At 58.6% G+C, this 17,850-nt stretch carries 21 protein-coding genes and 1 other RNA gene; 15 read left to right on the plus strand and 7 right to left on the minus strand.

The features are described from left to right. Window positions 1-155: 155 nt before the first annotated feature. The 3 genes from I9188_RS06680 (at window position 156) to I9188_RS06690 (ending at window position 2,048) form a co-directional block, all read left to right on the plus strand. Window positions 156-791, plus strand: a complete 636-nt coding sequence (locus I9188_RS06680; protein WP_209504621.1) for a DUF1326 domain-containing protein — start codon at window positions 156-158, stop codon at window positions 789-791. Window positions 792-805: 14 nt separating this feature from the next. Continuing rightward, window positions 806-1,648, plus strand: coding sequence for a DUF2182 domain-containing protein (locus tag I9188_RS06685; RefSeq protein ID WP_209504622.1), 843 nt, complete (start codon window positions 806-808; stop codon window positions 1,646-1,648). A 67-nt stretch (window positions 1,649-1,715) separates the two neighbouring features. Beyond that, window positions 1,716-2,048, plus strand: a complete 333-nt coding sequence (locus tag I9188_RS06690) for a GYD domain-containing protein (protein ID WP_209504623.1) — start codon at window positions 1,716-1,718, stop codon at window positions 2,046-2,048. Between the two features lie 6 nt (window positions 2,049-2,054). Here the strand turns inward: I9188_RS06690 and rnpB are convergent. The 5 genes from rnpB to gatC form a co-directional block, all read right to left on the minus strand. Then, window positions 2,055-2,452, minus strand: an RNA gene (gene rnpB, locus I9188_RS06695) — RNase P RNA component class A. Window positions 2,453-2,576: 124 nt separating this feature from the next. Beyond that, a complete protein-coding gene (locus I9188_RS06700) occupies window positions 2,577-3,296 on the minus strand; it encodes an N-acetylmuramoyl-L-alanine amidase (RefSeq protein ID WP_209504624.1) in 720 nt (239 codons plus the stop codon). After that, the gene (locus I9188_RS06705; RefSeq protein ID WP_209504625.1) at window positions 3,247-3,951 is read right to left on the minus strand and encodes an excalibur calcium-binding domain-containing protein; all 705 of its coding nucleotides are present in this window, start codon (window positions 3,949-3,951) and stop codon (window positions 3,247-3,249) included. Before I9188_RS06705 ends, I9188_RS06700 begins: the two co-directional genes overlap by 50 nt. Window positions 3,952-3,990: 39 nt before the next feature. Beyond that, a complete protein-coding gene (gene gatA, locus I9188_RS06710) occupies window positions 3,991-5,478 on the minus strand; it encodes an Asp-tRNA(Asn)/Glu-tRNA(Gln) amidotransferase subunit GatA (protein ID WP_209504626.1) in 1,488 nt (495 codons plus the stop codon). A gap of 3 nt (window positions 5,479-5,481) precedes the next feature. Continuing rightward, a complete protein-coding gene (gatC, locus tag I9188_RS06715) occupies window positions 5,482-5,769 on the minus strand; it encodes an Asp-tRNA(Asn)/Glu-tRNA(Gln) amidotransferase subunit GatC (RefSeq protein ID WP_209504627.1) in 288 nt (95 codons plus the stop codon). 228 nt (window positions 5,770-5,997) lie between these two features. Here gatC and I9188_RS06720 point away from each other — a divergent pair, with 228 nt between their 5' ends. Next, on the plus strand, window positions 5,998-6,156 hold the full coding sequence (locus I9188_RS06720; RefSeq protein WP_209504628.1) for a hypothetical protein: 159 nt from the start codon (window positions 5,998-6,000) through the stop codon (window positions 6,154-6,156). Window positions 6,157-6,313: 157 nt separating this feature from the next. After that, on the plus strand, window positions 6,314-6,877 hold the full coding sequence (locus tag I9188_RS06725) for a DUF4202 domain-containing protein (protein WP_209504629.1): 564 nt from the start codon (window positions 6,314-6,316) through the stop codon (window positions 6,875-6,877). 75 nt (window positions 6,878-6,952) lie between these two features. On the opposite strand, the gene I9188_RS06730 is transcribed toward I9188_RS06725, so the two are convergent. After that, on the minus strand, window positions 6,953-7,624 hold the full coding sequence (locus I9188_RS06730; RefSeq protein WP_209504630.1) for a ceramidase domain-containing protein: 672 nt from the start codon (window positions 7,622-7,624) through the stop codon (window positions 6,953-6,955). Window positions 7,625-7,683: 59 nt separating this feature from the next. On the opposite strand from I9188_RS06730, the gene I9188_RS06735 reads away from it, so the two are divergent. After that, entirely contained in the window at window positions 7,684-8,376 is a 693-nt protein-coding gene (locus I9188_RS06735) for a metal-dependent hydrolase (RefSeq protein WP_209504631.1), read from the plus strand. An 8-nt stretch (window positions 8,377-8,384) separates the two neighbouring features. Here I9188_RS06735 and I9188_RS06740 read toward each other — a convergent pair whose 3' ends face one another. Beyond that, window positions 8,385-8,849, minus strand: a complete 465-nt coding sequence (locus I9188_RS06740; RefSeq protein ID WP_209504632.1) for a nucleoside deaminase — start codon at window positions 8,847-8,849, stop codon at window positions 8,385-8,387. Window positions 8,850-8,910: 61 nt separating this feature from the next. Here I9188_RS06740 and I9188_RS06745 point away from each other — a divergent pair, with 61 nt between their 5' ends. From I9188_RS06745 to I9188_RS06785, 9 genes are all read left to right on the plus strand, one after another. After that, entirely contained in the window at window positions 8,911-9,726 is an 816-nt protein-coding gene (locus I9188_RS06745; RefSeq protein WP_245220429.1) for a pseudouridine synthase, read from the plus strand. A 175-nt stretch (window positions 9,727-9,901) separates the two neighbouring features. After that, window positions 9,902-10,816 carry a 5-bromo-4-chloroindolyl phosphate hydrolysis family protein gene (locus I9188_RS06750; RefSeq protein WP_209504634.1) on the plus strand — a complete coding sequence of 305 codons (915 nt, stop codon included), beginning with the start codon at window positions 9,902-9,904 and terminating at the stop codon, window positions 10,814-10,816. A gap of 30 nt (window positions 10,817-10,846) precedes the next feature. After that, window positions 10,847-12,037, plus strand: a complete 1,191-nt coding sequence (locus I9188_RS06755) for a toxic anion resistance protein (RefSeq protein ID WP_209504635.1) — start codon at window positions 10,847-10,849, stop codon at window positions 12,035-12,037. 13 nt (window positions 12,038-12,050) lie between these two features. After that, complete coding sequence (locus I9188_RS06760) at window positions 12,051-13,007, plus strand: DUF2927 domain-containing protein (protein WP_348540324.1); 957 nt, start codon at window positions 12,051-12,053, stop codon at window positions 13,005-13,007. Between the two features lie 22 nt (window positions 13,008-13,029). After that, window positions 13,030-14,175 carry an SPFH domain-containing protein gene (locus I9188_RS06765; RefSeq protein ID WP_209504636.1) on the plus strand — a complete coding sequence of 382 codons (1,146 nt, stop codon included), beginning with the start codon at window positions 13,030-13,032 and terminating at the stop codon, window positions 14,173-14,175. A 47-nt stretch (window positions 14,176-14,222) separates the two neighbouring features. Beyond that, window positions 14,223-15,326, plus strand: coding sequence for a TFIIB-type zinc finger domain-containing protein (locus tag I9188_RS06770; protein WP_209504637.1), 1,104 nt, complete (start codon window positions 14,223-14,225; stop codon window positions 15,324-15,326). A 65-nt stretch (window positions 15,327-15,391) separates the two neighbouring features. After that, complete coding sequence (locus tag I9188_RS06775) at window positions 15,392-16,060, plus strand: nitroreductase (protein ID WP_209504638.1); 669 nt, start codon at window positions 15,392-15,394, stop codon at window positions 16,058-16,060. Between the two features lie 40 nt (window positions 16,061-16,100). Next, the gene (gene dtd, locus I9188_RS06780; protein WP_209504639.1) at window positions 16,101-16,538 is read left to right on the plus strand and encodes a D-aminoacyl-tRNA deacylase; all 438 of its coding nucleotides are present in this window, start codon (window positions 16,101-16,103) and stop codon (window positions 16,536-16,538) included. Continuing rightward, a complete protein-coding gene (locus I9188_RS06785; RefSeq protein WP_209504640.1) occupies window positions 16,538-17,641 on the plus strand; it encodes a DUF4147 domain-containing protein in 1,104 nt (367 codons plus the stop codon). The genes dtd and I9188_RS06785 overlap by 1 nt, the downstream gene beginning before the upstream one ends. The last annotated feature ends 209 nt before the right edge of the window (window positions 17,642-17,850 follow it).

Below are 17,850 nucleotides of genomic sequence, written 5' to 3' on the forward strand. Positions count from 1 at the left end.
GTGACTAAGTTTGTACATATCACGATATCGTGATAGGTTTACCGCGGCTGATACGTCCAAGAGGCCGACTTCAGGCTCGACGGCCAAGGCAGTGTAAACAGGTAATGCCCGCGCGGAGCAGTGTTGTTTTACGCAGCTTTTCTTGGGGGGCTATCATGACAGAGTGGGTTATTCAGGGCGAAGAACTGGCCAATTGTAATTGCAATTTCGGTTGCCCCTGCCAATTCAGCGTTCTTCCATCTCATGGCAATTGCGAGGCAGTGGTCGTTTTCGACATCGAAAGCGGACATTATGGCGATACTGATCTGGCAGGTTTGCGGGCAGCAGGTGTTTATCACTGGCCGGGACCGATCCACGAAGGCAATGGTCAGATGCAACTGATCATTGACGAAAGTGCTACAGCCGAACAGCGCGCAGCATTGCAGGCCATCATGACCGGCGAAGACACCGATGAAATGGCGACCATGTGGTACGTTTACAGTGCGATGGCACCGACGAAACATGAAACGCTTTTTGTACCGATCGAATTGAACTGGAACCGCGATGATCGCAGTGGCTATGCCAGGGTTCAAGGGGTCTTCGACGTCGAGGTCAGCCCGATTCCTCATATCGTATCGGGCGCTGCGCACAGGGCATCGATCCAGTTGCCGAACGGCTTTGAGTACCGCCACGCCGAGGCTGCCTCGGGGTCGGCCAAAACAACGGGTGGTGAGATTAGTCTTACCTTTGACGCCACGCACGCTCATCTCGCACATCTGAACCTCTCCGGTCACGGTGTTCTGGGCGCGTAGCCGGAGACCCTCTCATGACCAGACAGAGTGCGACAGCCCCTGCCGGGGCGATTGAGCGGCTGTTGAGGCAGGACAATGCAATCGTGTTGGGCAGCGTCCTTCTGATCATTCTTGCAGCCACCTGGTACACAGTTGCCGGCGTCGGGATGAATATGTCTGCGGTCGAAATGACCCGCATGGCAGGCCCGGTTGGAGAGCCCATGCAGATGGGTTCCGCAACCGTCTGGAGCTTCGGTTACACCCTGCTCATCTTCCTGATGTGGTGGATCATGATGATTGCCATGATGACCCCAAGTGCCGCGCCAGCCGTGCTTTTGTTTGCAGCGACAAAGCGCATAGGCCCTGAGAAAGACCGCGCCGCAACGTTCAGCCTGTGTTTCCTGTTGGGCTATCTGGTGACTTGGGGTGCGTTCAGCCTGACTGCAACGGCATTGCAGTGGGGGTTGGAACATATCGGGCTGTCGAGCGGGCCGATGATGACAATCCGCTCTGGCCCCTTCGCGGGATGTGTTCTGCTGGCTGCCGGATTCTATCAGTTTTCAAGTTTGAAGAATGCGTGCCTTCGTTACTGCCAGAGCCCTGTAAGGTTTCTGGCCGGTCACAACCGGCCCGGCCCCTTCGGCGCGCTCAGAACCGGAGCCCTGCACGGCACATATTGCCTGGGGTGCTGCTGGGCGTTGATGCTGCTGCTTTTCGTCGGTGGAATCATGAACCTCTACTGGATCGTTGGCATTGCCGCCTATGTCGCGCTGGAAAAGCTTCTGCCGACAGCCCGGTGGCTGGTGCCGGTGTCAGGTGTGGCGCTTATCGGCGCGGGTCTTTGGCACATCGCGGCACCGCTGATCTCCGGCATTTGACGTACGACGGCCCTCGGGGTCGGCTGACTGAAAGGCCCCGTGATTTCTCGTTAAAACGGAGGTACCAATGCCTGTTTTCATTACCTACGCAACTTACTCGCAAGCTGGTGTCAAAGGCATGTTGCAAAAGCCCGAGAACCGTACCGGCCCGGTGAAAGCATTGTTGGAGAAAGTCGGCGGTCGACTGCTATCCTTCTACATGACAACCGGCAGCAATGACGTGGTCGTGATCAGCGAAGCGCCGGACGGAACAGATGCTGTGGCGGTCGGCATGGCGGTCGCGGCATCGGGTGCGGTCACGAACATAGAAACGGTTCGCGCCTGGACTGCGGACGAGTTCGTTTCGGTCACTGAGAAAGCCGCAAGATTGGCGGGGACCTACACGCCGCCCGGAGGATAAGAAGATACGCGCGGAGGGCCTGTAAGCCGGATCTTGTTCCGGGGTTGCCCCCTTCGATGACCATTCCTCTAGGCCGTGCATTGCTGCACGGCTCAAGCTGCCAACCCGGTCCCTCTCGGCCAAGACGCGCTTAGCGGCGGTATCGGCTTACGCCGACCGGACCGCGCGGGGACCCTATTTGGCATTGCTCCCGGTGGGGCTTGCCGTGCCGCCCCTGTTGCCAGCGGCGCGGTGGGCTCTTACCCCACCGTTTCACCCTTACCCGGGGCCGAGGCCCTGGGCGGTCTGATTTCTGTGGCGCTTTCCGTCGGGTTGCCCCGCCCGGGCGTTACCCGGCACCGTTGTCTTGTGGAGTCCGGACTTTCCTCTCGGGCGTACGCCCCAGCGGCCATCCGGCCCTCCGCGCCTGGGCTGGGTAGGCTTTGTGGTCTGCGGCGTCAAGAGCTGACGGGTTCGAGAAGGGGCCAGCCCCTTCTTGGCCTGCGGCCAATTCAACCCCGGGATATTTTTGGCCAGATGAAGAGCGGATCAGGTTGTTGTGTCCGACGGGGTGAGCGCATTGATATCCGCCATGTCCAGCGGACCTTTCGCCCAGGGGCGAAATCGCAATCGGACAGCGGCCAGCAGTTTTACATCGTCCACGGGGGCGGTGAAACCTGCCATCCGAGCAGAGGTGCGAAATGCTTCTGCGTCGGGTGACATCGGATCAACTCCTGTGCCGCGCGGTTTGGCCAGCGCCTGCTTTTCGAGCCTGTTCCAGTCAAAGCGCGGCCCAGGGTCGGATTTGCGCCCGGGCGCCATGTCGGAATGTCCGATAACCCCGGACGGAGTAATGGACCAGCGGGTCATGATCAGGGGCAACAGCTGTTCCAACACCGCCATTTGCGGCTGCGAAAACGGATGTGTCCCGGTGTTATCCAGTTCGATCCCAACCGAGCGCGAGTTTATGTCGTCCTTGCCGTCCCATTCCCCTGCCCCGGCATGCCAGGCGCGATCTTCTTCCCGCACCATTTGCCAAAGGGTGCCATCGCACCCGATCAGGTAATGAGCCGAAACCTCGGAAGCCGGGTCGCACAGGCGATCCAGAGCCGCCTGCGCACCGTCCATGGCCGTATAGTGGATCACGATTAAGGATGGCACCAGCCCGCCCCGGCGCTTGCCGAAATTCGGAGACGGGTGCCAGATCGGCGCCAGGGCGTCAGTTGTTAACGGCACTGCGGAACGGGCTGGGGTCCCAGCCACAGGCATAGCCGTCGCCGTCCGGGTCCAGCCCCTTGCGGTCACGTTGCGGACCGCCGTTGGACAGGAATTCGATCTGAGCCTGATCCGGTGACGGGAATTGCGCGCAGTTCCGCTGTGCCTTGGCTTGCAGGTTGAAACCAGAGCGGCTGTAGAGTTGCGTGCCCACCGGATTGGAGGTGCTCAGCGCATATTGTACGATATTCGGCTGGCCACTCGCCGTGCGCTCGGGCACGGCGGTTGGCGCGACGACTTCGTAGGTCTGGCGGTTTTGCTCAATCCGGGCGGCATCGGATTGGATGCTGCGCCTCTCGGACACGACTGCGAAGTCCTGCTCGTCAGAGATCGCACTGCTGCTGGAGCCGGAAGCCGGCGACACGGGGACCGCGGATTGCCCGGACGTGCTGGCCAACGCAGCGGCAGTCTGGTTGGCGATGTCCGCATTCTCACCCGTTGCAAAGGTCGATGCTCCCGACGCGCCCAGCGGTTGCTGGGAAACATCGACCGGAGCCAGCAGAGGATTGATCGCCCCACCCTGGCCCGCCAATTGAGCCTCGCGCTGCGCCTGATATTCAGGCGTGTTGAAACCCGTGCTGGTCAACGGCGCGACATTGGTGCAAGCCGCAGCCAGTGTCAGGGCCGGGACCAAAAGCAAAACACGCATTGTTTGGCTCCGTTTTCAGAAATCCAGTTGCCCGAAGGCTTACCACCATTTGCCGGGCTTGGCCACAAATCCGGCTGCGTTTTCCAGCGCATAAGCGGTGTTGAGCAAGTCACCTTCTTCCCACGGGCGCCCGATCAGCTGCAACCCCAAGGGAAGACCTTGTGCATCCAGCCCTGCGGGGACCGAGATACCGGGTAAGCCAGCGAGGTTCACGGTAACTGTAAAGACGTCGTTCAAATACATTTGAACAGGGTCCGCCTCGGTCATTTCACCCAGACCGAAAGCCGCCGAAGGGGTTGCCGGTGTCAGAATGGCATCGATGCCTGCGGCAAACACGTCTTCGAAGTCTTTCTTGATCAATGTCCGGACCCGGCGCGCGCGATTGTAATAGGCGTCATAGAAACCTGCGGACAGCACATATGTGCCGACCATCACGCGGCGCTGCACCTCTGGGCCAAAGCCTTCGGCGCGGGTCTTTTCGTACATCTCGGTGATGCCATCGCCCTGCGCCAGCTGTGCGCGGCGGCCATAGCGAACACCGTCATAACGGGCGAGGTTCGAAGACGCCTCGGCCGGGGCAATCACGTAATAGGCGGGCAGTGCGTATTTGGTGTGCGGAAGCGAGATGTCGACAATCTCGGCACCCGCAGCTTTCAGCATCGCTGCGCCATCGGCCCAGAGTTTTTCGATCTCGGCGGGCATGCCGTCCATACGGTACTCTTTCGGGATACCGATCTTCTTGCCCTTGATGTCACCGGTCAGCATGGCCTCGAAATTCGGGACGGACAGTTCGGCACTGGTCGAATCCTTGGGGTCATGCCCGCACATGGTTTCCAGCATGATCGCTGCATCACGTACGTTCTTGGTCATTGGTCCTGCCTGATCCAGCGAGGACGCAAAGGCGACGATGCCCCACCGCGAGCAACGACCATAGGTGGGTTTGATGCCCGTGATGCCAACGAAAGCCGCAGGCTGGCGGATCGAGCCTCCGGTGTCGGTACCTGTCGCAGCCAGGCACAAATCAGCAGCCACGGCAGATGCAGACCCGCCAGACGAGCCCCCCGGTGTCAGTTGCGCATCATCGTTGCCACGGCGCCACGGGCTGACCGCATTGCCATAGGTCGAGGTTTCGTTGGACGATCCCATGGCGAATTCGTCCATGTTCAGTTTACCCAGCATCACCGCGCCTGCATCGGCCAGTTGCTGAGAAACAGTGGATTCGTATTCCGGCTTGAACCCTTCCAGGATTTTCGACGCCGCTTGCGACGGCACACCCTTGGTGCAAAACAGATCCTTGATACCGATCGGCAGGCCACACATCGACGGTGCGTCGCCATGCTGGATCCGCTCATCCGCGGCCTTGGCCCGCTCCATCGCAAGTTCGGGTGTCTTGTGGACAAAGGCGTTCAGCGCATCTGCCTCGTCAATGGCTTTCAGGCAGGCGTCGGTCAACTCGACAGATGTGACGTCACCGGAACGCAGGGCATCGCGCGCCTCGGCCAGACCCAGTTTGTTCAAATCGCTCATGTCTTACTCCACCACTTTGGGAACAGCGAAGAACCCTTCGCGGGCGTCAGGCGCGTTGGCCAGAACCTTGTCCTGCTGGTTGCCGTCGGTCACCTCGTCCTTACGGCGTTTCAGCCGCATCGGCGTGACCGAGACCATCGGCTCGACACCGTCGACGTCCACTTCGTTCAGCTGTTCGATGAACCCAAGGATGGTATTGAACTCGGATGCCAGCGCCGGCAGCGCGTCATCCTCGACCTTGATCCGGGCCAGTTTGGCCACTTTGGCGGCGGTGCTTTGGTCAATCGACATCGGCTTCCCTCATCTACGTTATGGGGCGTTTACCTGTCTGTCGCGGCAGTCGCAAGACCGCTGCGCCATGGGCCGTACCGAGTTTAAGTTTCGCCGCATGACACCCGCCATTCAAAACTGAATGAGTGGTATGCAAAAAAGTGAACTGATTAGTTCAATATTGATCTTGAAAACTGAACTATATTGTTCATTTCTAGTTATGCGACACAACGCAAACCGGAGAAAAACATGAAACCCCTGATGATTGCCGCGGTCTTGTCCGCCACCTTTTTGGCCGCACCGGCCATGGCATTGGGTATCGACACAAGCAACCTGACACGCACGTTGACCTTCCCGTCGCCCGTGACGGAACCGGTCACACAGGACAAGGTTAAACCTGCAAAGTGACGCGCAGGTCCCGGCCGGGTTGGATTTCCCCTCTCTGACCCGGCCATAGCGCATATTCGAGGGTGCACAGCCCTAAGCGAGTCGTTAGCATTGCTGCAAATACCAAAAGGGAACTGCACAGGGCACTTGCGGTTCTGACAAGCAAGTGGAGCAGCTGATGAACACGCAAAAACAAGCGGTCCTGGATGCCATCGATGCAGCCAACGCAAATGACCCCAATCGCGATGATGGCCGCCCCGAAGCGCAGCTTTACGGCGAACGTATGAGCGCAGAGCTTGACCGCCTTTTTCCGGGTGCGTCCGACGCCTTGCAGATTGCGGCGCGTGGTCAACATGTGGAGCGGTGGAAACTTGCCCGCAGTGAATTCCCGGAAGGCCGGGCGGGTTATCTGGCCTGGCGAAAGGCGCAGGGTGTACATCACGCGGACGTGGTGATGAGTTTGATGACTCAAGAAGGCTATGACGCCGAGCAGGCCGAAGCTGCAGGCCGAATGCTGCGCAAGCAAGGCATCAAACGCGATGCAGAGGTGCAGGCGCTTGAAGATGTGATCTGCTTTGTGTTTCTGAAATGGTATTTCCAGCCCTTTGCGGCGAAACACTCGGTCGAGAAAATCCAGAGCATCGTTGAAAAGACCGCTCGCAAGATGTCGCCTGAGGGCCGCGCACGGGTCTTGAGCGAATTCAACCTGCCCGATCATCTGGCCGCAGCCTTCAAGGACTGAGAAAGCTCTGCGCAGCTTCACTGACAGCCAGCCCAAGTCTGAAGGATGGTCTCGACAGGCCTCCGTGCCGTATGCTCATGACCCATGAGTTTGGGTGACATGACCCCTGATGAGAGCCGCACAATATACTTCGATCATCCAGCCCAACATGATGGCATTCAGGATATGCCACATGAAGTGTGTCCCCACGGGCCATTGACCACAGAGACGCATATCGAGGGCACGGAAGGTTATCGACAGGATCAGGATCAACGCCCCGATTTTCAGCCCTTTGGCCAGAATCGGATCACGACCGCTCAAAAGAACAGCATAGATCAGGATCAGCAAAGGGACCGGTGCATAAACCGCCGACCCTCCAAGCCCCGGAACCATTTGGAACAGTGGGACAGCAGCCGTCGCATAGGGAAGAAAAAGAAGCATACCCCCGAACGCCAACCACGAAGGCATCTTCCAGATGTCTTTGTTCACCGCAAAAATATAGACTAATATGAACAACAGTATGGGCACAACATCCAACAAAGCCGCCCATACCTGCGCATGCGTGTGAAACAGGTAACTGCCAACCCCGATAATCGCCAAAAGCGCCACCAGTACCTTGGCCAGTAGCATGTCCTGATTGCGCAAGCGCCGCCACATGACCCATGCGCAAATCAGAAATACAGCGTTTGTAACCGCGTTAACGGGCTCTGCCCAGTAGGCTGGAGACAACCGCTCGCAGTACCCGTCTATTTCACGAAACCAATCCATGGAAATTTACTTAACCGATGTTAGGCTGCCGCCAACAGAATGATCGGGAGGAAATAATTATGAACATTATCTGGTTGGGCCATGGAAGTTTCCGTATCGAAACCCAGGGACAGGTGCTGCTAATCGACCCCTGGTTGACCGGCAACCCGGCCTTGCCCGAGGAACAGCATAACGCCGCCGTTGATGGCGCCACCCACATCCTTCTGACCCATACGCATTTTGACCATGTCGTCGACGTTCTGCCGTTGGCCAAACACCTGAAAATTCCGGTTGTGGGACAATATGACCTGATGGGGTACTGGGCCGAAGCCGAAGGCATCGAGACCATTGGTTTCAACAAGGGCGGCACGGTCAACCTTGACGGGGTCAAGGTAACAATGGTCCCGGCCTCTCATAGCTCGACCTTTTCGACACCGGATGGCCTGCGCACGGGCGGCAGCGAGGTCGGCTTCATGATCAGTGCCGAGGGGCGCATGCTTTATGTTTCGGGTGATACCGACATCATGGCCGACATGGACTGGATGGGGGATTACTACAAACCCGATATCGGCATCCTGTCAGCGGGCGGGCATTTCACCATGGATATGAAAGCTACCGCTTACGCTGCTGATAGATATTTTAACTTCAAGACTGTAATTCCGTGCCACTACAAGACCTTCCCGATTCTTGAGCAATCCGCTCAGGCGCTGGTTGACGGGTTACCCGGTGTGGACGTGATCGAGCCTGAGGTGATGCACCCAATCAAACTGTAGTCCGTGCTTCAGCCCGGCTCACCCTTCCGGCGCGACGCAAAGAAGTCTTTCAAAAGTTCTGCGGCGTCTTCCCCGGCGATACCGTCATAGACTTCGGGCGCATGGTGTGCCTGAGGGTGTGAAAACACGCGGGCCCCATGTGCCACGCCCCCCGATTTGGGGTCGGCGGCCCCGTAGTAAATGCGCCGGATGCGCACGGCCGCTAAGGCCGCGGCACACATAGCGCAAGGCTCCAGCGTTACATAAAGGTCATGATCCGGCAAACGTTCTGAACCTGTCTGCGCACAGGCCGCGCGCAAAGCCAGGATTTCTGCATGCGCCGTAGGATCGTTCAACTCACGAGTCCGGTTTCCTGCCACCGCCACAACAGAGCCGTCCGGCCCGACTATGACCGCACCAACGGGCACTTCGCCGCGATCCGCTGCTGCGCGCGCCTCACACAGCGCCTGTTCCATATGCGATTTGAACACCATGCCCCTGACTGCATCAGAAACCTGCCTTTCGCAAGCGCGCGGGATAGGGTATGGCCCAGACATGAACAAGACCCCTCCTCCTGGCGACCGGATCGCCAAAGTCCTGGCCCGTGCTGGCGTCGCGTCGCGGCGCGAGGCCGAGCGCATGATCGAAGCTGGCCGCGTGGCCGTGAATGGCAAGACCATCGACAGCCCCGCCCTGAACGTGACGGCGAAAGACAAGATCATTGTCGACGGCAAACCGGTCTCGGAACCGGAACCCTCGCGTTTGTGGCTGTATCACAAGCCTGCTGGGCTGGTTACGACAACCCGCGACGAAAAAGGGCGCGATACGATTTTCGACAAGCTGCCCGAAGACATGCCGCGGGTGATGAGCGTTGGTCGGCTTGACCTGAATTCCGAAGGTCTGCTGCTGCTGACTAATGATGGTGCTATCAAGCGTAAGCTTGAACTGCCCGCGACCGGCTGGTTGCGCAAATACCGTGTACGGGTGAACGGCCGCCCGAAAGACGAAGATTTCGAACCGCTGCGCAAAGGGCTGGTGATTGAGGGAGAGCGGTTCCAGCCGATGACCGTCACGCTGGATCGCCAGCAAGGGGCCAATGCCTGGCTGACCATCGGCCTGCGCGAAGGAAAGAACCGTGAAATCCGTCGCGCGATGGAAGATATCGGTTTTAATGTGAACCGTTTGTTGCGGGTTTCTTACGGCCCGTTCCAATTGGGCAATCTGAAGCCGGGAGAAGTCGAAGAAATCCGCCGCCGGGTTATACGCGATCAACTTGGGCTGGATTCGGATACCAAACCCGAAGCGGCCCCCAAACGCCCGACGCGACCGCAAAGAAAACGTCCGCCCATCGGCAAGAATCCCCGCAAGTGATGCAGGTTCGGCAACCTTCCCCCTAGCGCCAAGCCTGCGTATCCCCTAAATTTTCTGTGATTGCTGCTAATTGGGGAGCGTGATGTCCGGAAGCGGAGTGCAAAAATTCGCCTACGCCGTATTGCTGGTGCTCTTGTTTGGCGTGTGCACAGGCGTGCTTGGGGGCTTGTAACGCATGGCAAAGCGATTTGGCGGCAAATACAGCCCTCAGGATGATACGTCCGGCAACACTCTTCAGCCCCGTGGGCAATTCGATGGCGCGCGGGTCGAACCTGCGGGCGCGCGTGCCAATGTCTTGTTCATACCGGCCATCCCATTGGTATTTCTGTCGCTGAACGACGGCGCGATTGGCATGACCATAGGTCTGATCGCAGCTGGCCTGCTGACGGCAGCTGCGTTCTTGCTGCGCGAAGGTCTGCGGGCCGAAGCCGCGTTTAACGCCCGTAAAACCGCACGCCGGCCTGCGTTTCCGCGTAAAATCTTTGCCAGCCTTTTGACAGGGCTGGGCGCCGGTCTTGCGTCCTACCGGACCGAGTTTCTGAATGCTGAAGCGGCATCACAAGTCAGCCTGCTTGCCCCTGTCTTGTTCGGCGTGGCAGCAACCGTTCTGCATTCGGCCTCCTTCGGGTTTGATCCGATGAAGGACAAGGGCATGGAAGGAATTGACACCTTTCAGCAAGATCGCGTTGCCAGGGTCGTTGAGGATGCGGAAAACCGTCTTTCCGAGATGACTGACGCCATCAAACGCGCGGGTGATCGCCGGATCGAAGCCCGTTTGGAACGGTTCCAGGACACCGCACGTGACCTTTTCCGAACGGTCGAGGAAGACCCCCGCGATCTGGCGGGCGCGCGGAAATACATGACGGTTTATCTTCAGGGCGCGCGTGATGCGACTGTCAAGTTCGCGGATGTCTATGCCCGGACCCGCGATGCGCAGGCGATGACAGACTACATCGCGCTACTGGATGATCTGGAACAGAATTTCGCCGCGCGTACGCGCAAAATGCTATTGGATGACCGCAGTGATCTGACGGTCGAAATCGACGTGCTGCGCGAAAGGCTGCAGCGCGAAGGCGTCCGGTTGGACTGACCGGCCATTATTTGAGCGAGGAACATCCCCATGTCCGATGAGATCAAGAACAAGGCGGCTCAGGCCGAAACACTGGTGCAGGAAGTCACCGCAGTTGCCCTGCCCGAACCAAAGGCCGAGGTAATCTCGCTTGAAGAAGCCGACGAACCTGTGAGTGCCGAGATTCGTAAGCGCATGGACGAGATCGACATGAGCAACACCAATTCGATTGTTGCTTTCGGGTCTTCCGCTCAGGCCGAATTGCAGGAAATCAGTCAAGCCATGCTTGCGGATGTGCGCAACAAGGATGTTGGCCCGGCAGGCGACAGCCTACGCAATATCGTGACCACCATCCGCGGTTTTTCAGTCAGTGAACTGGATGTGCGCCGCGAGCGCAGCTGGTGGGAAAGGCTGCTGGGCAGGGCCGCGCCATTTGCGAAATTTACCGCTCAGTTCGAAGAAGTTCAGGGGCAGATCGACCGCATAACCGACGATCTTCTGGGGCATGAGCATACACTGCTCAAGGACATCAAATCGCTGGACCTGCTTTATGAAAAAACTCTGGGTTTCTACGATGAACTGGCGCTGTACATCGCGGCGGGTGAAGAAAAGCTGACCGAGTTGGACAGCCACGACATCCCCGAAAGGGAAGCTGCCGTTCAGGCCGCGCCAGAAGAAGAACAAGTGATGAAAGCGCAGGAACTGCGTGACATGCGCGCCGCGCGTGACGATCTGGAGCGCCGCGTGCACGATCTGAAACTGACCCGTCAGGTCACGATGCAGTCGCTGCCGTCGATCCGGCTGGTGCAGGAGAACGACAAGTCTCTTGTCACAAAGATCAACTCGACGCTGGTGAACACCGTGCCGCTGTGGGAAACGCAACTGGCACAGGCCGTCACCATTCAGCGCAGCGCCGAAGCTGCCGCCGCGGTGCGCGACGCCAACGACTTGACCAACGAACTCTTGACTTCGAATGCTGCCAATCTGCGTCAATCGAACAAGATGATCCGCGAGGAAATGGAACGCGGCGTGTTCGATATCGAAGCTGTCAAAAAGGCCAACGCAGACCTGATCGGCACCATCAACGAAAGCCTTGCCATTGCGGATGAAGGAAAAGCCAAACGTGCTGCCGCCGAGGCCGAGTTGCAGAAGATGGAAGCGGAACTGCGCGACACTCTGGCATCCGCCAAGGCGCGACGAGACGGGACCGGCGACAACGCTGGAACCGCTGTCCCCGGCTGAGGCTGAACTGGGCGTGCGGGATATTACATATCTGAAACTGGGGTTGGGGATGGCGGCGTTTTTGGCTTTGGCCAATTGCGAAGAAACACTGACATCCTCGATTGCACCACAAGCGCGCCCGGCGCCTGTTTCTGTTGCGGCGAATGCCTATGTACCGCCATCTGCCGCAAGTCAGGATCTGGCGCGGTTTTACCAGCGTGTCGAACGCGACCTTCTGGTCCGGGGGTTATTGCGGACAGACGGGGGCGGCCCCGATACGCCTTATGACGCCCAGGATCTGGCGCGAAATTTCGAAGCGATTGCGTTCTACAGCGAATATCCGACCCAAAACGTTTCCATCGGTTCCCGCCAGACAGACGGGCAACTCAGCCGGTGGTCGGGGCCGGTGCGCATCCAGACCGAGTTTGGGCCTTCCGTGCTGCCCGCTGTTCGGGAACAGGATGCGGAACGGGTTCAATCCTTTGCTTCGCGCCTGGCGAGGCTGACGGATCATCCGATTTCCGTGGTCTCCCGAAACGCTAACTTCCACGTCTTTTTCGCGGGCAAGGACGACAGCACCTATGTGGTGTCCCGACTGAAACAGCTGATCCCGAATATCAGTCAGGCTTCGCTTGATCTGGTCGCAAATCCGAGATCGAATTTCGATTGTTTTGTTTTTGCCTCGGCGACAACGGCGTCTCCGTACAAATATGTGCGCGCCGTTGCGTTGATCCGGGCCGAGCTGACCGATCTGGTCCGCCGCAGCTGTATCCACGAAGAAATCGCACAGGGGCTGGGATTGTCGAACGACAGCCCGGCAGCGCGCCCATCGATCTTCAATGATGATGACGAGTTTGCCCTGCTGACGAGCCATGACGAAAAACTGCTGACAATGCTTTATGACAAGCGGCTGGAGCCAGGCGTGACAGTCGATCAGGCCCGCCCCATCGTGCATGTCATTGCCCGGGAAATGATGGGGCAACCGCTCTGACACCAAGGACAGGAGAACCCAAATGGGAATATTCGATTTTCTGACCGGAGAATTCATTGACGTCATCCATTGGGTTGACGACACTCGCGACACCATGGTCTGGCGGTTCGAGCGTGAAGGCCATGAAATCAAATACGGTGCCAAGCTGACTGTGCGCGAAGGTCAGGCGGCCGTATTTGTACATGAAGGGCAGTTGGCGGATGTGTTCACGCCAGGTCTCTATATGCTTGAGACCAACAACATGCCGATCCTGACCACGTTGCAGCACTGGGATCATGGCTTTCAGTCGCCGTTCAAGTCCGAGATCTACTTCGTCAATACGACCCGGTTCAACGACCTGAAATGGGGGACCAAGAACCCGATCATGCTGCGCGACCCCGAGTTCGGGCCGACCCGCATACGCGCCTATGGTACCTATACCGTTCGGGTCAAAGACCCGGCCAGGTTCCTTGTGGAAATCGTCGGAACCGACGGCGAATTCACCATGAGCGAGATCAGCTTTCAGGTCCGCAACATCATCGTGCAGGAGTTCAGCCGCGTTATTTCGGGGTCAGGTATTCCTGTATTGGACATGGCGGCGAACACGGCTGATCTGGGCAAACTGATCGCGGCTGAAGTTTCCCCGGTGCTGGATGGTTATGGGCTGGAGATGCCGGAATTCTACATCGAGAATATTTCGCTTCCGCCGGCGGTCGAGGCCGCATTGGACAAGCGGACCTCGATGGGATTGGCCGGAGATCTGGGCAAGTTCACACAGTATTCCGCAGCAGAGGCAATGACGGCTGCGGCCAGCAACCCCAGCCAAGGCGGTGGCATGGGCGCAGGTCTTGGCATGGGAATGGGCATGGCGATGGCACAGCAGATGTCAAACATGGCAGCGGGCCAGCCGAGCGGCCCGTGGGGATCGCCCGCCCCCGCTGCCCCACGTCCGGCAGCTCATACGGCCCCGCCGCCGCCGCCGGTCGAGCATGTTTGGCATATCGCCGTGGATGGGCAGACCAGCGGCCCATACTCCAAAGCCAGGATGGGCCGAATGGCCAGCGAGGGCGATCTGACGCGCGACACTTATGTCTGGACCGCGGGCCAGGACGGCTGGAAAAAGGCCGGTGACGTGCAGGAACTGGCGCAACTGTTCACCATTCTGCCGCCACCGCCGCCGGGGGCCTGACCGAAACGCGATACTCCTCCATCTGACCTGACACTATTGGGTAACGTATGACACACGCCCCTGACCTTGCAGAGCACCGCTTTCCCTGCCAGCAATGCGGTGCGGATTATCGATTCAGCCCTAGCAATGGTACGCTGACATGTGATCATTGTGGTCATTCGGAACCAATCGGATCGGGCCCTTGGCAAGGTGCCAGCCTGCGCGAACTGGATTTTGACGCGGCCATTGCGGACCGTCTGCCTGACAGCGAGCTGGAACAGACCCGCGTACTTTCCTGCCCGAACTGTGCAGCGCAGGTTGAATTCGACCCCAACACGCACGCTGCGGAATGCCCGTTCTGTGCCACGCCGGTGGTAACCGACACCGGCGTGAACCGGCATATTAAGCCAAAGGGTGTTCTGCCATTTGCTTTCGACGAGCGCGAGGCGCATAAGGCGATGAGTGATTGGCTGGGTCGGTTATGGTTCGCGCCAAACGGGTTGAAGGACTATGCCCGCAAGGGCCGCAAGATGCAGGGCATCTATGTTCCGTACTGGACCTTTGATGCCGACACCAAGTCCGCCTACCGTGGTGAGCGCGGCGTGATCTATTATGAAACCCACACAGTGATGCGGGACGGTAAACGGGTTCAGCAGCAGGTGCCAAAGGTGCGCTGGTCGCCCAAATCGGGTCGTGTTGCGCGGGTTTTTGACGACGTCCTGGTGCTGGCCTCGCAGTCGCTGCCCAAGGCTTACACCGACGCGCTGCAGCCTTGGGATCTGCCTGCGCTGGAGCCTTACCAGCCAGAATACCTCGCCGGGTTTCGCGCCGAAGCGTATACGGTCGAATTGAAAGAGGGCTACAGCGAGGCCCGCGCGCATATGGCGCGCGTGATCGAACGGGATGTTCGTTTCGATATTGGGGGCGACAAGCAGCGTATCCACACGCTAGACACCGAGGTACGAGACGTCACGTTCAAGCATATTCTGCTACCGATCTGGCTGGCGGCATACAAATATCGCGGGCAGACCTATCGATTTGTGGTAAACGGCCGAACCGGGCGGGTTCAGGGGGAACGCCCCTGGTCAGCCATCAAGATCACGATTGCCGTTATTCTGGGCCTGCTCGTCGCCGGGGTTGTCGGGTATCTGGCAGCCAACGGGCAGCAATAGCGGTCTCTTGTACATCTGGCGTGGCATGATCATCCTAAGTGTCGAGACGTAGAAACGAGGCGCCTGTGTCATTTGCAGAACTGAATAACCTTCTGAAAAATCGCCATTCCTGCCGGGCCTTCCTGCCCGACCCTGTGCCAAAAGAGCAGATCGAGCAAATCGTGGCCAGCGCGGCCCGGGTCCCAAGCTGGTGTAACGCGCAGCCGTGGCAATTGGTAATCACAAGCGGCGCAGAGACCGACAGGTTCCGTGCTGCGATGCAAAACGAAGCTGAAACAGGCGTACCGGCCCCCGATCTTCCGTTTCCCGCGTCATACTCCGGTGTCTATCAAGACCGCCGCCGCGCGTGCGGTTGGGCGCTCTATGAAGCCGTCGGTGTGGAACGCGGGGACCGGGCAAGATCGGCCCAACAAATGATGCGCAATTTCGCTCTGTTCGATGCACCGCATTGCGCCATCATCTCAAGCCCGGCGGAACTTGGACCATATGGCGCAATGGATTGCGGAGGGTTTGTTACGGCTTTCTCGTTGGCAGCGCAGACGCTGGGTGTGGCAACCATTCCTCAGGCCGCATTAGCCGCGTATGGCCCGTTTCTGCACAGATATTTTCAAATCCCGGAAAACCGCCTGATCCTGTGCGCAATTTCCTTTGGGTATTCAGACAGAAAGCATCCCGCAAATAACTTTCGCACAGATCGTGCCGCGCTGGGTGACTTTGTCGACTGGCGCGGCTAAACCTTCGCTCAGGCAAGATAATCGCCAAGGGGGGAACCACGTGCGCGCTCTGCTTCAAAGAGTTTCGCAAGCCAAAGTATCGGTCGATGGCAACGTCATTGGCGCATCCGGTCCGGGGCTTTTGATTCTAGTCTGTGCCATGCAGGGGGACGATGAAGCCCAGGCTGAAAACCTTGCGCGGAAAACCGCCAGACTCAGGATATTCAAAGACGACGCGGGCAAGATGAACCGCTCTCTTCTGGATGTAAAAGGGTCGGCTTTGGTGATCAGCCAGTTCACACTGGCGGCAGATACAACAAGCGGAAACAGGCCGGGGTTTTCAACGGCGGCACCGCCCGAGCTGGGTGAGCATCTGTATAGCACCTTCGCAAACCACCTTGCCGCGCAGGGTGTAGCGGTGGAAACTGGACAATTTGGGGCCGACATGGCCGTTGAACTCGTCAACGACGGGCCGGTCACAATCTGGGTGGAAACTTGATGGATACTAAAAAGCTAGCCGTTCAACTTTGGCACGCCGGAGTTGAGGCTGTTGACGGATATGCCGCCACCGAAGCCGCCCTGCCCGACATCCCGAAACCGGATCGTATTCTGGCCGTAGGCAAGCCCGCCGCCGCCATGGCACGGGCAGCCTTGGCGCGGTTCGGCGCAATTCCCACGCTTGTCGTGACCAAGGACGATCACGGTCGGGACTTGCCGGACACTGTCGAGGTGATCGAAGCCTCGCACCCGGTTCCGGACAACCGCAGCCTTGCGGGTGGGCACGCTCTGCGTAAGGCGCTGGAACAGATGGAACCCGGATCACATGTACTGCTTTTGGTTTCGGGTGGCGCGTCTTCGTTGGCCGAGGACCTTTTGCCCGGAAAATCACTGAGCGATCTCGAAGCATTGAACCGCAGGTTGCTGTCAGAAGGGATGGATATCGGCGCGATGAACGCTGAGCGGCGCAAACTGTCCCGCATCAAAGGCGGGGGGTTGCTGTCGCACTTTGCGGGCGCGCGCGCGACTGTTCTGGCCATCTCGGACGTACCGGGCGACGACCTCAATGTCATTGGATCGGGTATCGGCGCTTTGCCTTCCAGCCACACATTTGAGGCCATCACGCGGATCGTGGCCTCGAACGCCCATGCCCGCAATGTGGTTGTACAAGCCGCCGAAGCGGCTGGGCTAAAGGTTTGGGCCAATGAAGAGGCGCTGCATGATGACTTTCTTAAGGTTGCCGCACATCTTGGCCAACTGCTACGCGGCATGGAGAAGGGCGTGATGGTCTTCGGTGGGGAACCGACTGTGGTCTTGCCGGATCACCCTGGGCGCGGTGGACGAAACCAGGCATTGGCACTTGCACTGGCGCGGGAAATCTCCGGGCAATCAAACCTGACAGTTGTTGTCGGCGGCACGGACGGCACAGACGGACCGACCAATGCGGCAGGGGGAATCATTACCGGTGCAACATGGAACGAAAGCGGTATAGCCGCCCTAAAAAAAGCTGACAGCGGATCGTTTCTTGAAAAAGCCCAAGCCTTGCTAAAAACCGGGCCAACTGGCACCAATGTCATGGACCTGGTTGTCGCAATACGTGGATGATTTGGCGTATTTCATGCCGCCCCGGACCGTAAAGGCTCGGAAACTGGTCTGAAAGACGATTGTATCATAGTATTCTTGTGGAAAGGGCCTCGCACCGAACAAGGTTACTTGCGCTTCGGCCTTCGGCATTGAGGAGAAATACCCTTGCCCGGCCCGCTGAAATAAGCCAACGTTGACTCATGCGTCAACAAAAACCCGAAAAGGGTTAA

The sequence above is a fragment of the Ruegeria sp. HKCCSA071 genome (assembly GCF_017872555.1).
Taxonomy (GTDB): domain Bacteria; phylum Pseudomonadota; class Alphaproteobacteria; order Rhodobacterales; family Rhodobacteraceae; genus Ruegeria.